A 17829-nucleotide genomic window follows, 5' to 3' on the forward strand; every position below is an offset into this window, starting at 1 on the left:
CGGCCCGCCGTTGATTGTTCAGATCAGAATCTTGCCGTGACGCACGAAGGTCGGTTTGACCACCCGCACCGGGTACCACTTGCCGCGGATCTCGACCTCGGCGCGATCACCGGTGGCCATGGGTACACGCGCCAGGGCAATGGATTTGCTCAGCGTAGGAGAGAAACTACCACTGGTGATCTCCCCTTCGCCAATGCCGGCAACGCGAACCACCTGATGGGCGCGCAAAACACCGCGCTCCTCCAGCACCAGGCCGACCAATTTGTCCTGTACGCCGCGCTCGATTTCCGCCAGCAGGCCAGCGCGGCCGATGAAATCGCGCTCGGCCGGCTCCCAGGCGATGCTCCAGCCCAAGTTGGAGGTAAGCGGGGTGTGGGCTTCGTCGATGTCCTGGCCGTACAGGTTCATGCCGGCTTCCAGGCGCAAGGTGTCGCGGGCGCCAAGGCCACTGGGGGCGATGCCAGCGCCGACCAGGTCGTTGAAGAAGGCCACGGCCTCATGGCCCGGCAGGATGATTTCCAACCCGTCTTCACCGGTATAGCCGGTGCGGGCAATGAACCAGTCGCCCTCGCTCACCCCTTCGAACGGGCGCAGCTCACGGATGAGCGCAGCGCGCGCAGCGCTGAGCAAGGCAGCGACCTTATCGCGGGCCTGGGGCCCTTGGATGGCGAGGATGGCCAGGTCAGGGCGCACCTTGAACCCGACCGAAAAGCCGCTACTGTGGGCCTCCAGCCACGCCAGTACGTTGGCGCGGGTAGCGGCATTGGTGATCAGCCGGTAGCCATTTGCCGTGCGGTAGGCGATCAGGTCATCGATCACCCCGCCCTCCTCGTTGAGCAACGGGCTGTACAACGCCTTGCCGACACTGCCGAGGCGGGCAACATCGTTGGCCAGCAAATGCTGCAGCCAGACGGTGGCATCGGTGCCATCGATGTCGATCACGGTCATGTGGGAAACATCGAACACCCCACAGTCACTGCGCACCTGATGGTGCTCTTCGACTTGCGAGCCGTAGTGCAGGGGCATGTCCCAGCCACCGAAATCGACTGTCTTGGCGCCTAGCGCCAGGTGCAAGTCGTACAAAAGCGTGCGCTGTCCCATGGGTTTCTCCTTCCGGGCGTGGCGAAGCGGCGGCGGTCGATGACGTTTGGTCGTCAGCTCTTCTTGTAGGACCCGTCGCGCGAATGCCGCGCATTGTAGCCGCATGGGCGCGGGCTGGCACCCTCAGTGACTGTGACCTGGGCGCCTGGCTGAACGACGAATCAGGCCGATGACCGGCAGCAGGCCAACCAGCACCAAGGTCAAGGCAGGCAGTGAGGCACGGGCCCACTCGCCTTCACTGGTCATCTCGAACACCCGTACGGCGAGGGTATCCCAGCCGAAGGGCCGCATCAGCAATGTCGCGGGCATTTCCTTGAGCACATCGACGAACACCAGCAGTGCGGCACTGAGTGCACCGGGAACCAGCAGCGGCATATACACTTTGAAAAACAATCTCGCCCCTCCCACACCCAGGCTCCGTGAAACCTCGGGCAACGACGGGCGAATGCGCTCCAGGCTGCCTTCCAGTGGCCCATAGGCCACGGCGATGAAACGTACCAGATAGGCCACCAGCAATGCCGCGAGGCTGCCCAGCAGCAAGGGCTTGCCTGCCCCGCCCAGCCACGTCGAAAGGGGAATCACCAGGTGGTTGTCCAGGTAACTGAAGGCCAGCATGATCGAAACCGCCAGCACAGAGCCGGGCAAGGCATAGCCCAGGTTGGCCAGGCCGACCCCGGCACGGATGCCGCCAGTCGGCGCCTGGCGCCGTGCAAAGGCCAGCACCAGCGCGACGCACACCGTGATCAGGGCTGCCATGGCGCCCAGGTACAGGGTGTGCAGCACCAGGCCGAAATAGCGCTCGTCCAGGTCATGCCGCCCACGCTGCCAGAACCATACCAGCAGCTGCAGCACCGGGATGACGAAGGCACAGGCAAATACCAGCAGGCACCAGCCACTGGCCAGCAGTGCCTTCACCCCGCGCAGGTGATAGAGGGCCTGACCCCGAGGGCGTTCATTGGCGCTGCGCGAGGCACCACGAGCGCGGCGCTCTGCGTACAGCACCAGCATGACCGCCAGCAACAGCAGGCTGGCCAGCTGGGCCGCGCTGGACAGGCTGAAGAAGCCATACCAGGTCTTGTAGATGGCAGTGGTGAACGTGTCGAAATTGAACACCGCCACCGCGCCAAAATCTGCCAAGGTCTCCATCAGGGCCAGGGCGATGCCTGCGCCGATGGCCGGCCGCGCCATGGGCAGGGCAACCCGCCAGAAGGCTTGCAGCGGCGAAAGGCCCAGCACCCGCGCCGCTTCCATGAGCCCCTTGCCCTGGGCCAGGAATGCCGTGCGTGCGAGCAGGTAGACATACGGGTAGAACACCAGCACCAGTACCACAATCACCCCGCCGGTGGAGCGCACCCGCGGCAGGCGCATGGGCCCGAACACTTCACGCAAGGCGCTCTGCACGGGGCCGGCGAAATCAAGCAGGCCGACGAAGACGAACGCCAAGACATAGGCGGGGATGGCAAACGGCAGCATCAGTGCCCAGTCCAGCCAGCGCCTGCCGGGGAACTGGCAAAGGCTGGTGAGCCAGGCCAGGCTCACGCCGAGCACGGTGACGCCTGCGCCTACGCCCGCCACCAAGGTCAATGTGTTGCCGAGCAGGCGGCTCATCTGGGTGTCGAGCAGGTGCGACCAGATCTGCACGTCGATCGATTGCCAGGACAGCAGCAAGACGCTCAAGGGCAGGAGCACGAGGGCGGCGATCAGGATGACCGGGAGGTACCAGCGGCGTTGAGGAGCGTGGGGCAAGGCAACTGTCTCTGTGGCAGATGGCAACCGCTGCGCGGGCTTGCCCCGCGAAGAGGCCCCTGCGGGCCTCAGAAGGATAAAGCCTGGGGCTTAGTTCCAGCCAGCCCGATCCATCAAGCGAATGGCCTCGGCCTGGCGTTTGCCCGCCACCTCGACCGGAATGCTGTCAGCCTTGAAGCTGCCCCATGCCTGGACCTCGTCCGATGGCTTGACCTTCGGATTGGCCGGGAACTCCTGGTTGATGTCGGCGAACAGCTTTTGCGCCTGCTCCCCGGTCATCCACTCCACCAGCTTCTTGGCCGCTTGCGGATGCGGTGCGTGCTTGGTCAGGCCGATACCGGACAGGTTGACGTGCACGCCACGGTCACCCTGGTTAGGCCAGAAGATCTTCACGGGCAGGTCCGGGTTCTGCTTGTGCAGGCGGCCGTAGTAGTAAGTGTTCACCACCCCCACATCGCACTGGCCGGCCTCGATGGCCTGGATAACCGAGTTGTCGTCAGAGAACACGTCGGTAGACAGGTTGTTGACCCACCCTTTGACGATCTGTTCGGTCTTGGCCTCGCCATGGTTCTCGATCAGGGTGGCGGTCAGCGACTGGTTGTAGACCTTCTTCGCCGTGCGCAGGCACAGGCGCCCTTCCCACTGCTTGTCTGCCAGTGCCTCGTAGGTGCTCAGCTCTTCAGGCTTGACGCGCTCGGTGGAGTAGATGATGGTCCGTGCACGCAGGCTCAGGCCGGTCCATTCATGGGACGAGGCGCGATACTGAGCGGGGATGTTCTGGTCGATGATGGTCGACTCGATGGGCTGCAGGATACCCATCTGCTCGGCCTGCCACAGGTTACCGGCATCGACGGTCAGCAGCAGGTCGGCCACCCCGTTGTCGCCCTCGGCCTTGATGCGTTGCATCAGCGGGGCTTCTTTGTCGGTGATGAACTTGATCTTGACGCCGGTCTCGGCGGTGTAGGCGTCGAACACCGGCTTGATCAGCTCGTCGATGCGCGAGGAGTACACCACTACTTCGTCCGCCGCCTGGGCGTTGCCGCCCAACAGCGTCAGGGCCAGGGCGGCCAGTAGGGGCTTGCGTGGCAACATGGGATGCACTCCTCGAATCGTATGAGAGGCGCAAATGGTAGTGAATCCCATTTTCTGGCTCACCTACCCAGCCGTTACCAGATGTTGCAAGGGTACCCTGCTGCTTCCAGCAATGGCCCTGTGTCGCGAAAGGGCCGCAAAGCGGCCCCTCAATCTCAAGGCTTGGCCAGGTCCGGCAAGTCGCCTGAAAGCCCCAACGCCTGGCGCACGAACAGCGCCTTGGCCTCGGGCATTTGCTGCACCAGCTTCAGGCCGCTGTTACGCAACCAGCGCAACGGCAGCGGGTTGGCCTGGAACAGCCGCTCAAAGCCCTCCATCGCAGCCATCAACGCCAGGTTGTGCGGCATGCGTCGGCGCTCATAACGGCTGAGCACTTTCACATCGGCCAGCCGTTCACCACGCTCGCACGCCTTCGCCAGCACCTCAGCCAGTACCGCTGCATCGAGAAAGCCCAGGTTCACGCCTTGCCCAGCCAGCGGATGAATGGTGTGCGCGGCATCACCGATCAGTGCCAGCCCCTCATCCACGTAGCGCTTGGCGTGGCGCTGACGCAACGGCACACAGACCCGAGGGTCGGCGTGCAGCACTTGGCCCAGTCGCCCCTCGAAGCCACGCTCCAAGGCCTTGAGGAAAGCGTGATCATCCAGCGCCATCAACTGCTCGGCCTGCTCGGGCGTGGTCGACCATACGATCGAGCACCAGCCCTGCTGGCCGTCTCGCGACAAGGGCAAAAAGGCCAGCGGCCCTTCATCGGTGAAGCGCTGCCAGGCAGTGGCCTGGTGTGCAGCGCTGCAGCGCACGCTGGTTACGATGGCGTGGTGCAGGTAATCCCATTCACGGGTCTGGCAGCCGGCCAGGCGCCGCACCGCCGAATTGGCACCGTCGGCAGCCACCACCAGCGGCGCCCGCAGGCGGCGACCATCGGCCAGGGTCAGCAACCACTCATCGCCAGAACGGCGCATCTGCTCCAGGCGGGCGTTGGGCAGCAGGCCGATATCGCTGTCATGCAGGCGCTCCAGCAGGCCATCCTGCACCACCCGGTTTTCGACGATATGGCCAAGCACCTGCGCGTGCACGCTGGCGGCGGAGAAGTGAATCTGCCCAGTGCCGCTGCCGTCCCAGACATGCATGTCCGAGTAGGGCGAAACACGCCGTTTGGCAATTTCTTCCCAGGCGCCCAACCGCTCGAGGATGCGCTGGCTGGCCGCCGAGAGGGCGCTGACCCGCGCCTCGAATGGCGCATCGCTGTCAAACGGCTTCACCGTCAGCGAACCACCGTCGAGCAGGAGTATTTCCAGGCCACTGTGGCGCAACGCCAAGGCCAAGGCGCTGCCGACCATACCAGCACCGACAACCAACAGATCTGCGCGCATTTCCATGCCTTACGCCTGCCTCGCTTGCGGCTTTAGCCGCACGTATAGGGTTTTATCGACCCGCGCCACCAGCTCGCCGGCACCGTCACGGACATCGACCTGCAAACGTGGCAGGTATTTCTTGCCGCCGGCGGTCTGCTGGCGGATCTCATCCAGCAGGGCGTCTTCGATGTGGAAATCGGCGTACACCGGGCCTTTGCCGGGTGTGATGAAATCAATGCTGGCAGCCTTGTCCCAGACAATGTACTCACGGCCCAGCAGTTCGATCAGCATCAGCATGTAGAACGGATCGACCATCGAATACAAGCTACCGCCAAACTGGGTACCGACGTAGTTGCGGTTCCAGCGCGTCAACTTCATGCGCACCCTGACACTGCGCATGTCTGGGCTGATGTGCTGAATGCGAATGCCAGCACCCAGGTACGGTGGGTAAAGGTTCAGCAGCCAGCGCAACATGCGCGCCCGGCGCGCCAGCTTGCGCGGGTTGCTCATGCCTGACCCCGCGGATCAGGGCGGGTGCCCAAGCCCATGGCCTGGCGGGCGAACCAGCTTCTTGCCGGCGGCAGCAAGTCGAGCCCAAGCAAACCGATGTTGCGCCCAGCGGCCAACAATGGCTGGTTGCTGCCGAACAGGCGGGTGACCTGGTCGGAAAAACCGATGGTCATGGCCTGATCGAGTTGCTGGCGTCGATGGTACGCCTGCAGGGTGGCCAGATCGCCTGGCTGCTGCGGGCCGGCCAGCAGCGCATCGGCCAGCGACTGCACGTCACGCAGCGACAGGTTGAAGCCCTGCCCGGCAATGGGGTGCAGGCTGTGCGCGGCATTGCCTAATACAACCAGATGAGGGCGCACCTGCTCCTGGGCTTCGACCAGTGCCAGCGGGTAAAGATGCCGTGCGCCGACCTGGCGCAGGGCGCCGAGGCGATAGCCGAATACATCCTGAAGCTCGCGCAGGAAGCTGCGCTCGTCGATCTCGGCCAGGCGCTTGGCGTCCATACCCTGACGGGTCCAGACCAACGCACAGCGATTCTCGGGCAGCGGCAGCAGTGCCATGGGGCCTTGCTCGGTAAAACGCTCGAAGGCTTGCCCGCGATGGGATTCGCCTGGGGTGATGTTGGCGATCAGCGCGCTCTGCTCGTACGGCGTGCGGCGCACATGGATGCCCAACTGCTCGCGCAAGCCCGAGCGGCCACCGTCGGCCAGCACTGCCAGGTCGCACTCCAGGCTGGTGTCATCGTCCAGCTGCAAGCGATAACCACCGGCAACAGCCTGCATCGCCTTCACTTCGGCCGGGCAGCGCCAGCTCACCACCTCACTGTCCAGCCCTTGCCAAAGGCACTGGCCAAGCCAGGCGTTCTCGACCACGTAGCCCAACGCTGGCACACCCTCCTCCAGCGCATCCAGGCGGGTGCAGCCAAAGCGCCCACGGTCGGAGACCTGAATTTGCCGGATCGGCTCGGCGCGCGGGCTGATCGCTTGCCACATGCCCAGGTGCTGATAGATCTGCCGGGTACCGAACGATAGCGCAGAGGAGCGTGCATCATAGCTGGGCTGGAAGCTGTCGCCCGGGGCGAACGGCTCGATCAGCAGGATCTTCCAGCCACGCGCCTTGGCGCCAGCCTGCAGGGCCAGCGCCAGGCTGGCGCCGACCAGGCCGCCACCAATGATCGCCAGGTTGACTCGATTCATGCCGCGTCCTTACGTGCCGCCAGCATCAGCGCCTCGATCTCGGCGACCGTCCGGGGCACGCCCGACGTCAGAATTTCACAACCTTGCCTGGTCACCACCACGTCGTCCTCGATCCTTACGCCGATGCCACGCCATTTCTTCGCGACCTGCTGATTGTCGGCGGCAATGTAGATACCCGGTTCGACGGTCAGCGCCATGCCGGGCTCCAGCACTCGCCACTGGCCGCCGACCTTGTACTCGCCCACATCGTGCACATCCATGCCGAGCCAGTGCCCGGCACGGTGCATGTAGAAGGCGCGGTACGCTTCACTTTCGATCAGCGCCTGCACCTTGCCCTTGAGCAACCCCAACTCCACCAGCCCTTCGGTGATCACCCGCACGGTCGCTTCATGGGCGTGGTTCCAGTGCTTGCCGGGAGCAATTTCGGCGAAGGCAGCGGCCTGGGCCTTGAGCACCAGTTCATAAATGGCCTTCTGCTCAGGCGAAAAACGCCCACTGACCGGGAAGGTGCGGGTGATGTCGCTGGCATAGCAATCGATTTCGCAACCGGCGTCGATCAGCACCAGGTCACCGTCCTTGAGCGCGGCATTGTTTTCTTGATAGTGCAGGATACAGCCATTGCGGCCAGCCGCGACGATCGACCCGTAGGCTGGCATTCTTGCCCCACCCTTACGGAATTCGTAGTCCAGCTCGGCTTCCAGGCTGTACTCGTGCAGCCCTGCCCGGCAGGCCTGCATGGCCCGCACATGTGCGCGTGCGGAAATGTCTGCAGCGGCGCGCATCACTTTCACTTCCGCCGCTGATTTATACAGACGCATGTCGTGCAGCAGATGATCCAGGGCAACGAACTCGTTGGGAGGCTGGGCGCCAAGGCGCGCCTTGGAGCGGATCACGTTGATCCAGTCCATCAGCCGGCGGTCGAACTCGGGGTTGCTGCCCATGGCGCTGTAGACCCGTTCGCGACCTTCGATGAGGCCTGGGAGGATCTCGTCGATGTCGGTGATCGGGAAGGCATCGTCCGCGCCAAAGTCGCGGATGGCACCTTCCTGGCCGGCCCGCAGGCCGTCCCATAGCTCACGCTCGGGATTACGCTCGCGGCAGAACAGTACGTACTCGCCATGCTCGCGCCCCGGGATCAGCGCAATCACCGCCTCCGGCTCCGGGAAGCCGCTCAGGTACTGGAAATCGCTGTCCTGGCGGTACACGTGTTCGACATCGCGGTTACGAATGGCGACCGCGGCAGCCGGCAGGATGGCAATGCTGTTGGGGACCATCTGCGCCATCAGCGCCTTGCGCCGACGGGCATATTCGGCCTTGGGTATGCGGCTCATGGGCAGGACTACCCCCGGTTGATCAGTGCAGCGAAGGTTTTGGCGCGGGCGCGGCGGGCGCAGCCAGCTCTGTGTAGAGCAACAGCGGCGCAACGCGCAGATACTCCATGACTTCCATGTAGTCGCTTTCGCCGTCCTCGGATTCCTCCAGCGCTTCCTGGACCTGGGAAATGGCCACCAGGTCCTGGAGCACTTCCTTGGCATCAGTGGACAGGTCCTTGCCGCCAGCATTCAGCCCGAAGCCGGCGATGAAGCCCTGGCACCACTGGCCCAGGGCCGTGGCACGCTCGGTCAGCGAGGTTTCATCGGTTGGCAGCAGCAGCACGATGGCAATGTCCTCGCCGGTCAGCTCGGCCTTGACCATCTCCTGCAGGCCGATCAGTGCAGCGCGCACATTGTCTTCAGGTTCGTTTTCCAGCACCCCGGCAGCATCGGCCAGCCAGGCATCGGCGTCGAAGCCGGCACCGGCGCAACTGCGGCCAATCAGCAGGCCGTGCAGCTCGGCGGGGGAAACAGGGTGGCCGTTGCTCGAGAGCAGTGCGGCGAATGCGGTGTAGGGCGATTGGGTATTAGGCATGGGCGGCTAGGCGCCAGACGGCGCATTTGACTAGAATGAAGGCCTTGTATCCTAGCACCGGCAGGCGCGCCAAGACCATCGGCACTGGCCGTCACCGCTCAGGGAGAGGCATCATCGACGGGTGATTCATGACGGAGCGAATCGAGTGCAACCCACGCAAGAGAACGACCTGCAAGCATTGATGAGCCGGTTCGAGTCGCTGATCGAGCGGGTCGAGCAACTAAAACGGCAAAATGCACTCCTAGTAGCTCAGGAAAAATCCTGGCGCGAAGAGCGCGCCCACCTCATCGAAAAGAACGAGATCGCCAAGCGCAAGGTCGAGTCGATGATCTTACGCCTCAAGGCCCTGGAGCAAGACTCATGAGCTCAAGCAATAGTGTCACCGTGCAGATCCTGGACAAGGAATACTCGATCATCTGCCCGCCGGAAGAACGCAACAACCTGGTCAGCGCCGCACGCTACCTGGACGGCAAGATGCGCGAGATCCGCAGCAGCGGCAAGGTGATCGGTGCCGACCGGATCGCGGTGATGGCCGCATTGAACATCACCCACGAGATGCTCCACCGCCAGGAAGACCGCACCGACGCCCCCGCTGGCAGCGCCACCCGCGAACAGGTCCGCGACCTGCTCGATCGCGTCGACAAGGCTTTGTCCGACGACACGGATACCAAAATCGGCTGAGGTTGGTATACTGGCGCCACTCCCTGGTGGATGCGCCAGTCGGTTATGTCCCTGAGCCGATACGCACAACCACGGGGGTTGCACGCTGGGGCCGGTGTGCATGTCCGCCCGACGGAAAGCCTTAACGCCCCCTGCAATCTCCACCTTGAACTTTCGGGTTCAAGGGCTACACCGATAGCGGTCTTATCGGGGAGCCTGTTTTCGATTGCCCACCCCGGTGGGCAGTTCTCGCTTTGAGCTTCGACACCTGGGAACGCCCGTGCCATGACCGACACCGCGCCGCTCACACGCCCCCAGCTTCGTCGCTTGCTTCGCAATGCCCGCCGCGCACTCACGCCAGCCCAGCAACGCCAGGCCTCCCTTGGGCTGTATCGGCAGTTGGCGCAAAACCCGCTTTTCCGCCGCGCCCGGCACATCGCCCTGTACCTCCCCAACGACGGTGAAATCGACCCGCAGCTGCTGCTGCGCGAGGCGCAACGGCGCGGCAAACGTACTTACTTGCCGGTACTGCACGCCTGGCCGCGTACGCGCATGGTGTTCCAGCGGTTCGAGCAGGGTGAACGGCTCAAGCGCAACCGTTTCCGTATCCCCGAGCCGCTGACTGACCGCAAGCGCCAGCGCCCGATCTGGTCGCTGGACCTGATCCTGCTGCCACTGGTGGGCTTCGATGAAGCCGGCGGGCGGCTAGGCATGGGCGGGGGCTTCTACGATCGCAGCCTGGCTTACCAGGCGCGACGCAAGACATGGAAAAAACCCCTGCTGCTGGGGCTGGCCCATGAATGCCAGAAGGTCGAACGACTGGCGCAGGCCAGCTGGGATGTACCACTGCAGGGCACGGTTTCGGACCGTGCCTGGTACCTGGCGCCGAAATAACCGGCGTCAGCGGGGAAGGTTCAGCGCTGCTGCTGGCCGGCTTCGACCGGTGTCTGGTACGCGGTATCGAGCTTGCGCTCCCAGATACCTTGCGCGTAACCGGTGGTAACCACACCCAGACCAAAAATGAAGACTAGGACCCAGAGCAGGTCCGGTTTGCGTTGATTCATCGAAGAATGCCCCCCTAGGCATACTTACTGGCTCGGCGACCTTCTTGGTGCCGCCGGAGCATATGACGTTAAAATCGGCGCATTTTCCGACAACCTGAGTCGACACGCAAACGTTGACGCCAACCGGCTGTCGGTTTCGTGCAACAGGTTATTTCAAACCTTTTCAGGAGCAGTATCCATGGCCTACTGGCTGATGAAATCCGAGCCCGATGAGCTTTCGATCGAAGGCCTGGGCCGCTTGGGGGAAGCTCGCTGGGACGGCGTGCGCAACTACCAGGCGCGCAACTTTCTGCGCGCCATGAAGGTAGGCGATGAGTTTTTCTTCTACCACTCCAGCTGCCCTCAACCTGGCATTGCCGGGATCGCCCGAATCACTGCAGCGGCCTACCCGGACCCGACTGCGCTGGACCCTCAGAGCCATTACTACGACGCCAAGGCCACTGCCGAAAAGAACCCTTGGAGCGCCGTGGATGTGGCGCACGTGAAGACATTCAGGCAGGTACTGGGGCTGGGCTTACTCAAGCAGCAAAGCGCGCTGGAGGAATTGCCGCTGGTCCAGAAAGGCACTCGGCTGTCGGTGATGCCGGTGACCGCAGAGCAGTGGGCGGCGATCATTGCGCTAAACAAATGACCGGCCCCGCGAAGGGGCCAGCCTGGTTCTCGCTCACTGCACGATCAGGTTATTGAACAGCAGGTCCTCGACAATCGGCTTGCCCTCTTCTGCTTCCATCACCTGCTGCACTTGCTTGAGTGCCTCTTGGCGCAGTTTTTCCTTCGCTTCGACGTTGCTCAAGTTATCCACACCCTGCTGGGTGAACAGCGCCACCAGCTGGTTGCGAATCAACGGCTCGTGGTGCTTGACCGCCTTGGCTGCCTCGTCGCCAGTCACGCGCAGGGCCACGTCAGCCTTGTACACGCGCAACCTGGGGCCACCATCGAGGGCATAGTTGCCTACAAAGGGCGGGCTCAGGCTGATATAGGAGACCTTGGGGGCTCCTTCCTTGGCTTCTTCGGCCAGAGCCGCCGCTGGCAGCATCAGGGCCAGCACCATCAAGATCCACGCTTTCACGAATTCGCTCCTCAAAACAATTGGCGCCAGCTTACCCAGCATGCGACCCAAACCCAAGCCCGGGCTTATGCCACCCCATCAGGGCGAGCCATGCTCGTTGACCCGGCAGGTCGCCCTCCTACACTTATCGGCCACTACCCGCAAAGGAATAGCCCGATGAAAGCTGTGTTGTGTAAAACCTTGGGGCCCGCACGCAACCTGGTTCTGGAAGAGGTGGCCAGCCCGGTACCGAAGAAAAACGAGATTCTGCTCGAGGTGCATGCGGCCGGGGTCAACTTCCCAGATACCCTGATCATCGAAGGCAAATACCAGTTCCAGCCACCGCTACCGTTCTCTCCAGGTGGCGAGGCGGCGGGTGTGGTCGCCGCTGTGGGCGAGCGCGCCGGTGCCTTCCAGGTCGGGGACAGAGTGATGGCCCTGACCGGCTGGGGGGCGTTCGCCGAACAGGTGGCCGTGCCGTTCTACAACGTGCTGCCCATCCCCGAAAGCATGGACTTCACCACCGCTGCCGCCTTTGGCATGACCTACGGCACCTCGATGCACGCGCTCAAGCAGCGCGGCCAGTTGCAGCCAGGGGAAACCCTGTTGGTGCTAGGTGCGTCCGGTGGCGTCGGCCTGGCGGCCGTGGAGATCGGCAAGGCGATGGGCGCCAAGGTGATCGCAGCTGCCAGCAGCGCCGAGAAACTGGCTGTGGCCAAGTCTGCAGGTGCGGACGAGCTGATCGACTACAGCCAGGCCAGCCTCAAGGAGGAAATCAAGCGTCTGACCGGCGGCCAAGGGGTAGATGTGATCTACGACCCGGTCGGCGGTGAACTGTTCGACCAGGCCGTGCGCGGGCTGGCGTGGAACGGGCGGTTGCTGGTGGTCGGCTTCGCCAGCGGGACGATTCCACAGATGGCGGCGAACCTGGTACTGCTCAAGGGCGCCGCGGTGCTGGGGGTATTCTGGGGGGCCTTTGCCCAGCGCCAGCCGCAGGACAATGCGGCCAACTTCAGCCAGCTGTTTGCCTGGCATGCCGAGGGCAAGCTGAAGCCCCTGGTATCGAAGACTTACCCGCTGGCCGAGGCGGGCGCGGCGATCGAGCAGCTGGGCCAAAGGAAAGCGGTAGGTAAGTTGGTGGTACAGGCCAGATGATCATTTGAGAAAAGGCTGACCCCGCAGCGTTCTTCGCGGATGAGCCCGCGAAGAGCGCTGCACCGCCCGATCAGACCTCACGCAGGTTGTGGCAGCGCCTGAAGCGCGCTTCGAGGTTGCGGTCGGGCATCTGGTGGCTGCGCAGTGCGTTCAACGTCTGCTCGACATACTCACGCGTGGTGCCATAGCGCCCTTTGGCACTGGCAAGAATCTGGCTAAGCAGCGTATCGGGCAAATTGCCGGCGTAGCACGGCAGGTGTCGCTCAAGCACGAAGCCCAAGGCCTGCACCTTGTTGCCATCACCCAGCCGGCAGCTGAGCCAGTGTGGCCGGTACGCCGGGTACGGCATCTCTCTTTGCCACAAGGCCATCAGCGAGTCGTCGAGGTTGCTTTCATCGAGGCGGTAGGCAAAACCGCTGCACGAACCGCCGCGGTCGAGGCCGAACACCAGGCCTGGCGTTTCCGGCGTGCCCCGATGCTCGTGCGACCACAGATAAAGGCCACGGTGATAGCCATGCACCCGTGCACGCTGGCGCTCGACCGAACTGCACTCCGGGCGCCATATCAACGAACCATAGGCAAATAACCAGACCGGGCCGCCGTGATGGCGCGACATGGTGGTATGCATCGAGTTGATCAATTGCTCGCGGGTCAGTTGCTGGCCGAAGTCGAGTGCCGGAGGATAAGTGCTTTTCCAGGATAAACTTTCAAGTGCCGACATAAGCTGCCGCCATTATTCCCTGTGAACTACTGATAGCGCGAAAAGCCCTGTAGGGCGGGGCTTGCGCCGATGCCCTTGGAAGCTGCAATCACCTTAAGAAGAAGCGCGCCAACACTCAAGCCCTGAAGCCTGAGTTTCACGCGAACTTCCGACGACTGGAGAGCCTTGCTGCAAAGTATAGTGAAAGTTATTAGGCAAGGCGGCAGGAATTACCGCCTTATACCCAGTACTTGGAACTTCGGTTATTAACCACGCGGGGCGTAGGCAAACACATCAGCGCGCATGCGATGCGCATCCATACCGGCCTCGACCAGGGCGTCGAGCGTGGCATAAACCATGTTGGGCGAGCCACTGGCATAAACGTGAACCGTATTGAGGTCTTGCACGTCCTCGCATACCGCCTCGTGCAACATGCCACAACGGCCTTCCCAGCCACACAAGTCGCTCACCACCTTGTGCAGGAACAGGTTGGGCAGGCGCTCCCACTCGGCCCAGTGCTCGATGGCGTAGAAATCTTCAGGGCGTCGCACCCCCCAGTAGAGGTGCACCGGGTGCTTGAAGCCCTGGGCGCGGCAATGCTCGACCAGGCTGTGCATCTGCCCCATGCCGGTCCCCGCAGCGATGAGCACCAGGGGCCCATCGGGCAGCTCGGCCAGGTGGGTGTCCCCGAATGGCATCTCGATGCGCGCGACAGGGTCGCGCTGCAACTGCGCCAACAGCTGCCTGGCACTGTCTTCGCGGACCAGCACGTGAAGCTCAAGGTCGCGCCCACTGTGGGGGGCAGACGCCAGCGAGAAGGCCGCCGGCTTGCCGCCCTCGCGCTCGATCATCAGGTACTGCCCGGCGTGATAGCGCAGTGGCTTGCCCGCCGGCGCACGCAAGCGCACGCGCCAGACGTCGCCACCTACCTCGACGCATTCAGTGACGCTGCATGCCAGCTTGCGCACTGGCAGCTCGCCCAAGGCCAGCACACCATCCCAGAGCAGCACGCAGTCCTCCAGTGGTTCGGCGATGCAGGTGAACAGCTCACCATGGTCGCGCACCTCACCATTCTGGCGAACGCGACCCTCGACCAACAATGCGGCGCACACATGGCAATTGCCATTGCGACAGCTGTTCGGGCAGTCATAGCCCAGCCGCCGCGCTCCATCCAGGATCCGTTCCCCGGGTTCGAGCGCCAGCACCGCCCCGGACGGCTGCAACGTTACCTGCATCAATCTATTCCCAACTGGTCCCACAACTCATCGATGCGGCGGGTGACGGCCTCGTCCTTGACGATGACCCGGCCCCATTCGCGTGTAGTCTCGCCCGGCCACTTGTGGGTGGCATCCAGGCCCATCTTCGACCCCAGGCCCGATACCGGCGACGCAAAGTCCAGGTAGTCGATCGGCGTGTTGTCGATCATCACCGTATCACGCTTGGGGTCCATGCGCGTGGTGATGGCCCAGATCACGTCATTCCAGTCACGGGCGTTGATGTCGTCATCGGTGACGATAACGAACTTGGTGTACATGAACTGTCTCAGGAACGACCACACACCCAGCATCACGCGCTTGGCGTGGCCCGGGTACTGCTTCTTCATCGTCACCACCGCCATGCGGTACGAGCACCCTTCCGGCGGCAGGTAGAAGTCGACGATCTCCGGGAACTGCTTTTGCAGGATTGGCACGAACACTTCATTGAGCGCCACGCCAAGGATGGCTGGCTCATCTGGCGGCCGACCGGTATAGGTGCTGTGGTAGATCGGTTTCTGCCGGTGAGTGATGCGTTCGACGGTGAACACCGGGAAGCTGTCCACTTCGTTGTAGTAGCCGGTGTGGTCACCATAGGGGCCCTCCGGGGCCATCTCGCCCGGGTGGATCACACCTTCAAGGATGATCTCGGCGGTGGCCGGCACCTGCAGGTTGCTGCCTCGGCATTTGACCAGCTCGGTGCGGTTGCCGCGCAGCAGGCCAGCGAAGGCGTACTCGGAAAGCGTATCGGGCACCGGCGTGACGGCGCCGAGGATGGTTGCCGGGTCAGCGCCCAGGGCAACGGCGACCGGGAACGGCTGGCCGGGGTTCTTCTCGCACCACTCGCGATAATCCAGCGCACCACCGCGGTGGCTCAACCAGCGCATGATGACCTTGTTGCGTCCGATGACCTGCTGGCGATAAATGCCCAGGTTCTGGCGGTCCTTGTTAGGCCCGCGAGTCACGGTCAGGCCCCAGGTGATCAGCGGCGCCACGTCGCCCGGCCAGCAGTGCTGGATCGGCAGTTGGCCAAGGTCGACGTCATCGCCCTCGACCACCACCTCCTGGCAAACGGCATCCTTGACCACCTTCGGTGCCATGGACACGACCTTCTTGAAGATCGGCAGTTTCGACCAGGCATCCTTGAGGCCTTTCGGCGGCTCCGGTTCCTTGAGGAAGGCCAACAGCTTGCCGATCTCGCGCAGCTCCTCGACCGATTCGGCGCCCATGCCCATGGCCACCCGCTCCGGGGTGCCGAACAGGTTGCCGAGCACCGGGATATCGAAGCCCGTGGGCTTTTCGAACAACAACGCCGGCCCCTTCGCACGCAGGGTGCGGTCACACACCTCGGTCATTTCCAGGACGGGGGAGATCGGAACCTGGATGCGCTTGAGTTCACCGCGCTGTTCCAGGCCACGGATGAAGTCGCGCAAGTCGCGATACTGCATGCATGAGCCTCGTGTTGGCCGTATCGGTCGGGGTGCAGAGTGTAGCGCCGTTCAGTGCTCAATGGCCAAAAATGACTTGGGGCCGCTTCGCGCCCCATCGCCGGCAGGCCGGCCGCCACAAGGGTCGCAGAGGACCTGTGGAAGCCGGTTTGCCGGCGATGGGGCGCGAAGCAGCCCCAATCATTGCTTGGACGATCTGAGCGCTTACTTGCGCTTCATCGACAGGAAGAACTCGTCGTTGGTCTTGGTCTGCTTGAGCTTGTCGACCAAGAACTCGATGGCGGCGATTTCGTCCATCGGGTGCAGCAGCTTGCGCAGGATCCACATGCGCTGGAGTTCGTCGTCGGCGGTCAGCAGCTCTTCACGGCGGGTGCCCGAGCGGTTGATGTTGATGGCCGGGAACACACGCTTCTCGGCGATACGACGGTCCAGGGGCAGCTCCATGTTGCCGGTACCCTTGAATTCTTCGTAGATCACTTCGTCCATCTTCGAACCGGTTTCTACCAGCGCGGTGGCGATGATGGTCAGCGAACCGCCTTCCTCGATGTTACGCGCAGCACCGAAGAAGCGCTTTGGCTTCTCCAGGGCGTGGGCATCGACACCACCGGTCAGTACCTTGCCGGAGCTCGGGATCACGGTGTTATAGGCACGCGCCAGACGGGTGATGGAGTCGAGCAGAATGACCACATCCTTCTTGTGCTCGACCAGGCGCTTGGCCTTCTCGATGACCATTTCGGCAACCTGCACGTGGCGGGTTGGCGGCTCATCGAAGGTCGAAGCAACCACTTCACCGCGCACGGTGCGCTGCATTTCGGTCACTTCTTCCGGGCGCTCGTCGATCAGCAGAACGATCAGGTGGCACTCGGGGTTGTTACGGGTGATGTTGGCCGCGATGTTCTGCAGCATGATCGTTTTACCGGCTTTCGGCGGGGCGACGATCAGGCCACGCTGACCCTTGCCGATCGGTGCGCACAGGTCGATGACGCGGCCGGTCAGGTCTTCGGTGGAACCGTTGCCGGCTTCCATCTTCAGGCGCTTGTTCGGGAACAGCGGCGTCAGGTTTTCGAAGAGGATCTTGTTCTTTGCGTTTTCCGGGCGATCGAAGTTGATCGTGTCGACCTTGAGCAGCGCGAAGTAACGCTCCCCTTCCTTCGGCGGGCGAATCTTGCCGACGATGGTATCGCCGGTACGCAGGTTGAAGCGGCGGATCTGGCTAGGCGAGACGTAGATGTCGTCGGGGCCGGCCAGATAGGACGCATCAGCCGAACGCAGGAAACCGAAACCATCCTGGAGAATCTCCAGCACGCCGTCACCTGAGATCTCTTCGCCGCTTTTCGCGTGCTTCTTCAGCAGGGCGAAAATCACGTCCTGTTTGCGCGAACGGGCCATGTTTTCGATGCCCATCTGTTCGGCCATTTCCAGCAGATCGGTAATCGGCTTTTGCTTGAGTTCAGTCAGGTTCATAAGGGGAATGACGTAATCATGTATGAAGGGAGGATTAAGCTTCTGGCTTAATGAAGCCGCGCCGCTAGAAGGCGATAGGATCGCGCACAGATTCTAATTAGGAGTGCGTCGGCGACGGCGTGCAGGGGG

General features: G+C 63.0%; 19 protein-coding genes and 1 other RNA gene. 6 read left to right on the forward strand and 14 right to left on the reverse strand.

Features of this window, described 5'->3' with window-relative positions:
• Positions 1-18: 18 nt before the first annotated feature.
• The 8 genes from gcvT to ABRP30_RS26955 all read right to left on the reverse strand — a co-directional run bounded on the left by gcvT (position 19) and on the right by ABRP30_RS26955 (position 8908).
• Complete coding sequence (gene gcvT / locus ABRP30_RS26920; protein WP_267819555.1) at positions 19-1101, reverse strand: glycine cleavage system aminomethyltransferase GcvT; 1083 nt, start codon at positions 1099-1101, stop codon at positions 19-21.
• A 123-nt stretch (positions 1102-1224) separates the two neighbouring features.
• Positions 1225-2847, reverse strand: coding sequence for an iron ABC transporter permease (locus tag ABRP30_RS26925; RefSeq protein WP_349976015.1), 1623 nt, complete (start codon positions 2845-2847; stop codon positions 1225-1227).
• A gap of 90 nt (positions 2848-2937) precedes the next feature.
• Positions 2938-3939: an extracellular solute-binding protein gene (locus tag ABRP30_RS26930; RefSeq protein ID WP_267819559.1), complete on the reverse strand. Its 1002-nt coding sequence runs from the start codon at positions 3937-3939 to the stop codon at positions 2938-2940.
• A 155-nt stretch (positions 3940-4094) separates the two neighbouring features.
• A complete protein-coding gene (locus ABRP30_RS26935) occupies positions 4095-5312 on the reverse strand; it encodes a 2-octaprenyl-3-methyl-6-methoxy-1,4-benzoquinol hydroxylase (RefSeq protein ID WP_349976029.1) in 1218 nt (405 codons plus the stop codon).
• 9 nt (positions 5313-5321) lie between these two features.
• Positions 5322-5804, reverse strand: coding sequence for a DUF4442 domain-containing protein (locus ABRP30_RS26940; RefSeq protein ID WP_241805487.1), 483 nt, complete (start codon positions 5802-5804; stop codon positions 5322-5324).
• The gene (gene ubiH / locus ABRP30_RS26945) at positions 5801-7000 is read right to left on the reverse strand and encodes a 2-octaprenyl-6-methoxyphenyl hydroxylase (protein ID WP_267819563.1); all 1200 of its coding nucleotides are present in this window, start codon (positions 6998-7000) and stop codon (positions 5801-5803) included. The genes ABRP30_RS26940 and ubiH overlap by 4 nt, the downstream gene beginning before the upstream one ends.
• Positions 6997-8331, reverse strand: coding sequence for a Xaa-Pro aminopeptidase (pepP, locus tag ABRP30_RS26950; RefSeq protein WP_241805485.1), 1335 nt, complete (start codon positions 8329-8331; stop codon positions 6997-6999). The genes ubiH and pepP overlap by 4 nt, the downstream gene beginning before the upstream one ends.
• Positions 8332-8353: 22 nt before the next feature.
• Complete coding sequence (locus ABRP30_RS26955; protein WP_241805484.1) at positions 8354-8908, reverse strand: YecA family protein; 555 nt, start codon at positions 8906-8908, stop codon at positions 8354-8356.
• A 181-nt stretch (positions 8909-9089) separates the two neighbouring features.
• Here ABRP30_RS26955 and ABRP30_RS26960 point away from each other — a divergent pair, with 181 nt between their 5' ends.
• The 4 genes from ABRP30_RS26960 to ABRP30_RS26975 all read left to right on the forward strand — a co-directional run bounded on the left by ABRP30_RS26960 (position 9090) and on the right by ABRP30_RS26975 (position 10462).
• A complete protein-coding gene (locus ABRP30_RS26960; protein ID WP_042112137.1) occupies positions 9090-9272 on the forward strand; it encodes a TIGR02449 family protein in 183 nt (60 codons plus the stop codon).
• Positions 9269-9589, forward strand: a complete 321-nt coding sequence (locus tag ABRP30_RS26965) for a cell division protein ZapA (RefSeq protein ID WP_012316783.1) — start codon at positions 9269-9271, stop codon at positions 9587-9589. The genes ABRP30_RS26960 and ABRP30_RS26965 overlap by 4 nt, the downstream gene beginning before the upstream one ends.
• A 17-nt stretch (positions 9590-9606) precedes the next feature.
• Positions 9607-9786: non-coding RNA, 6S RNA (gene ssrS / locus ABRP30_RS26970), on the forward strand.
• Between the two features lie 67 nt (positions 9787-9853).
• Complete coding sequence (locus ABRP30_RS26975; protein ID WP_349976016.1) at positions 9854-10462, forward strand: 5-formyltetrahydrofolate cyclo-ligase; 609 nt, start codon at positions 9854-9856, stop codon at positions 10460-10462.
• Between the two features lie 20 nt (positions 10463-10482).
• Here the strand turns inward: ABRP30_RS26975 and ABRP30_RS26980 are convergent, their stop codons facing one another.
• Complete coding sequence (locus tag ABRP30_RS26980) at positions 10483-10632, reverse strand: hypothetical protein (RefSeq protein WP_241805481.1); 150 nt, start codon at positions 10630-10632, stop codon at positions 10483-10485.
• A 178-nt stretch (positions 10633-10810) separates the two neighbouring features.
• Here ABRP30_RS26980 and ABRP30_RS26985 point away from each other — a divergent pair, with 178 nt between their 5' ends.
• Positions 10811-11263, forward strand: coding sequence for an EVE domain-containing protein (locus tag ABRP30_RS26985; RefSeq protein ID WP_267819568.1), 453 nt, complete (start codon positions 10811-10813; stop codon positions 11261-11263).
• Between the two features lie 33 nt (positions 11264-11296).
• Here the strand turns inward: ABRP30_RS26985 and ABRP30_RS26990 are convergent, their stop codons facing one another.
• The gene (locus tag ABRP30_RS26990) at positions 11297-11701 is read right to left on the reverse strand and encodes a flagellar basal body-associated protein FliL (RefSeq protein WP_241805479.1); all 405 of its coding nucleotides are present in this window, start codon (positions 11699-11701) and stop codon (positions 11297-11299) included.
• A 156-nt stretch (positions 11702-11857) separates the two neighbouring features.
• On the opposite strand from ABRP30_RS26990, the gene ABRP30_RS26995 reads away from it, so the two are divergent.
• Positions 11858-12835 (forward strand): NADPH:quinone oxidoreductase family protein, encoded by a 978-nt coding sequence (locus tag ABRP30_RS26995; protein ID WP_267819571.1) that lies wholly within the window; start codon positions 11858-11860, stop codon positions 12833-12835.
• A gap of 70 nt (positions 12836-12905) precedes the next feature.
• On the opposite strand, the gene ABRP30_RS27000 is transcribed toward ABRP30_RS26995, so the two are convergent.
• The 4 genes from ABRP30_RS27000 to rho all read right to left on the reverse strand — a co-directional run bounded on the left by ABRP30_RS27000 (position 12906) and on the right by rho (position 17700).
• On the reverse strand, positions 12906-13556 hold the full coding sequence (locus tag ABRP30_RS27000; protein ID WP_349976017.1) for a gamma-glutamylcyclotransferase: 651 nt from the start codon (positions 13554-13556) through the stop codon (positions 12906-12908).
• A gap of 245 nt (positions 13557-13801) precedes the next feature.
• Positions 13802-14770: a CDP-6-deoxy-delta-3,4-glucoseen reductase gene (locus ABRP30_RS27005; RefSeq protein WP_241805476.1), complete on the reverse strand. Its 969-nt coding sequence runs from the start codon at positions 14768-14770 to the stop codon at positions 13802-13804.
• Complete coding sequence (gene ubiD, locus ABRP30_RS27010) at positions 14770-16236, reverse strand: 4-hydroxy-3-polyprenylbenzoate decarboxylase (protein WP_012316791.1); 1467 nt, start codon at positions 16234-16236, stop codon at positions 14770-14772. The genes ABRP30_RS27005 and ubiD overlap by 1 nt, the downstream gene beginning before the upstream one ends.
• 204 nt (positions 16237-16440) lie before the next feature.
• Positions 16441-17700: a transcription termination factor Rho gene (rho, locus tag ABRP30_RS27015; protein ID WP_003253661.1), complete on the reverse strand. Its 1260-nt coding sequence runs from the start codon at positions 17698-17700 to the stop codon at positions 16441-16443.
• Between the last annotated feature and the right edge of the window lie 129 nt (positions 17701-17829).

It is taken from the genome of Pseudomonas sp. WHRI 8519 (genome assembly GCF_040224055.2).
Taxonomy (GTDB): domain Bacteria; phylum Pseudomonadota; class Gammaproteobacteria; order Pseudomonadales; family Pseudomonadaceae; genus Aquipseudomonas; species Aquipseudomonas putida_X.

Coding starts and splice junctions, on each gene's coding strand:
- ABRP30_RS26955 (WP_241805484.1), bottom strand. CDS start 8,908: ATGCCTAATACCCAATCGCCCTACACCGCATTCGCCGCACTGCTCTCG.
- ABRP30_RS26995 (WP_267819571.1), top strand. CDS start 11,858: ATGAAAGCTGTGTTGTGTAAAACCTTGGGGCCCGCACGCAACCTGGTT.
- ABRP30_RS26980 (WP_241805481.1), bottom strand. CDS start 10,632: ATGAATCAACGCAAACCGGACCTGCTCTGGGTCCTAGTCTTCATTTTT.
- ubiD (WP_012316791.1), bottom strand. CDS start 16,236: ATGCAGTATCGCGACTTGCGCGACTTCATCCGTGGCCTGGAACAGCGC.
- rho (WP_003253661.1), bottom strand. CDS start 17,700: ATGAACCTGACTGAACTCAAGCAAAAGCCGATTACCGATCTGCTGGAA.
- ABRP30_RS26975 (WP_349976016.1), top strand. CDS start 9,854: ATGACCGACACCGCGCCGCTCACACGCCCCCAGCTTCGTCGCTTGCTT.
- ubiH (WP_267819563.1), bottom strand. CDS start 7,000: ATGAATCGAGTCAACCTGGCGATCATTGGTGGCGGCCTGGTCGGCGCC.
- ABRP30_RS26965 (WP_012316783.1), top strand. CDS start 9,269: ATGAGCTCAAGCAATAGTGTCACCGTGCAGATCCTGGACAAGGAATAC.
- ABRP30_RS27000 (WP_349976017.1), bottom strand. CDS start 13,556: ATGTCGGCACTTGAAAGTTTATCCTGGAAAAGCACTTATCCTCCGGCA.
- ABRP30_RS26935 (WP_349976029.1), bottom strand. CDS start 5,312: ATGCGCGCAGATCTGTTGGTTGTCGGTGCTGGTATGGTCGGCAGCGCC.
- gcvT (WP_267819555.1), bottom strand. CDS start 1,101: ATGGGACAGCGCACGCTTTTGTACGACTTGCACCTGGCGCTAGGCGCC.
- ABRP30_RS26930 (WP_267819559.1), bottom strand. CDS start 3,939: ATGTTGCCACGCAAGCCCCTACTGGCCGCCCTGGCCCTGACGCTGTTG.
- ABRP30_RS26985 (WP_267819568.1), top strand. CDS start 10,811: ATGGCCTACTGGCTGATGAAATCCGAGCCCGATGAGCTTTCGATCGAA.
- ABRP30_RS26960 (WP_042112137.1), top strand. CDS start 9,090: ATGAGCCGGTTCGAGTCGCTGATCGAGCGGGTCGAGCAACTAAAACGG.
- pepP (WP_241805485.1), bottom strand. CDS start 8,331: ATGAGCCGCATACCCAAGGCCGAATATGCCCGTCGGCGCAAGGCGCTG.
- ABRP30_RS26940 (WP_241805487.1), bottom strand. CDS start 5,804: ATGAGCAACCCGCGCAAGCTGGCGCGCCGGGCGCGCATGTTGCGCTGG.
- ABRP30_RS27005 (WP_241805476.1), bottom strand. CDS start 14,770: ATGCAGGTAACGTTGCAGCCGTCCGGGGCGGTGCTGGCGCTCGAACCC.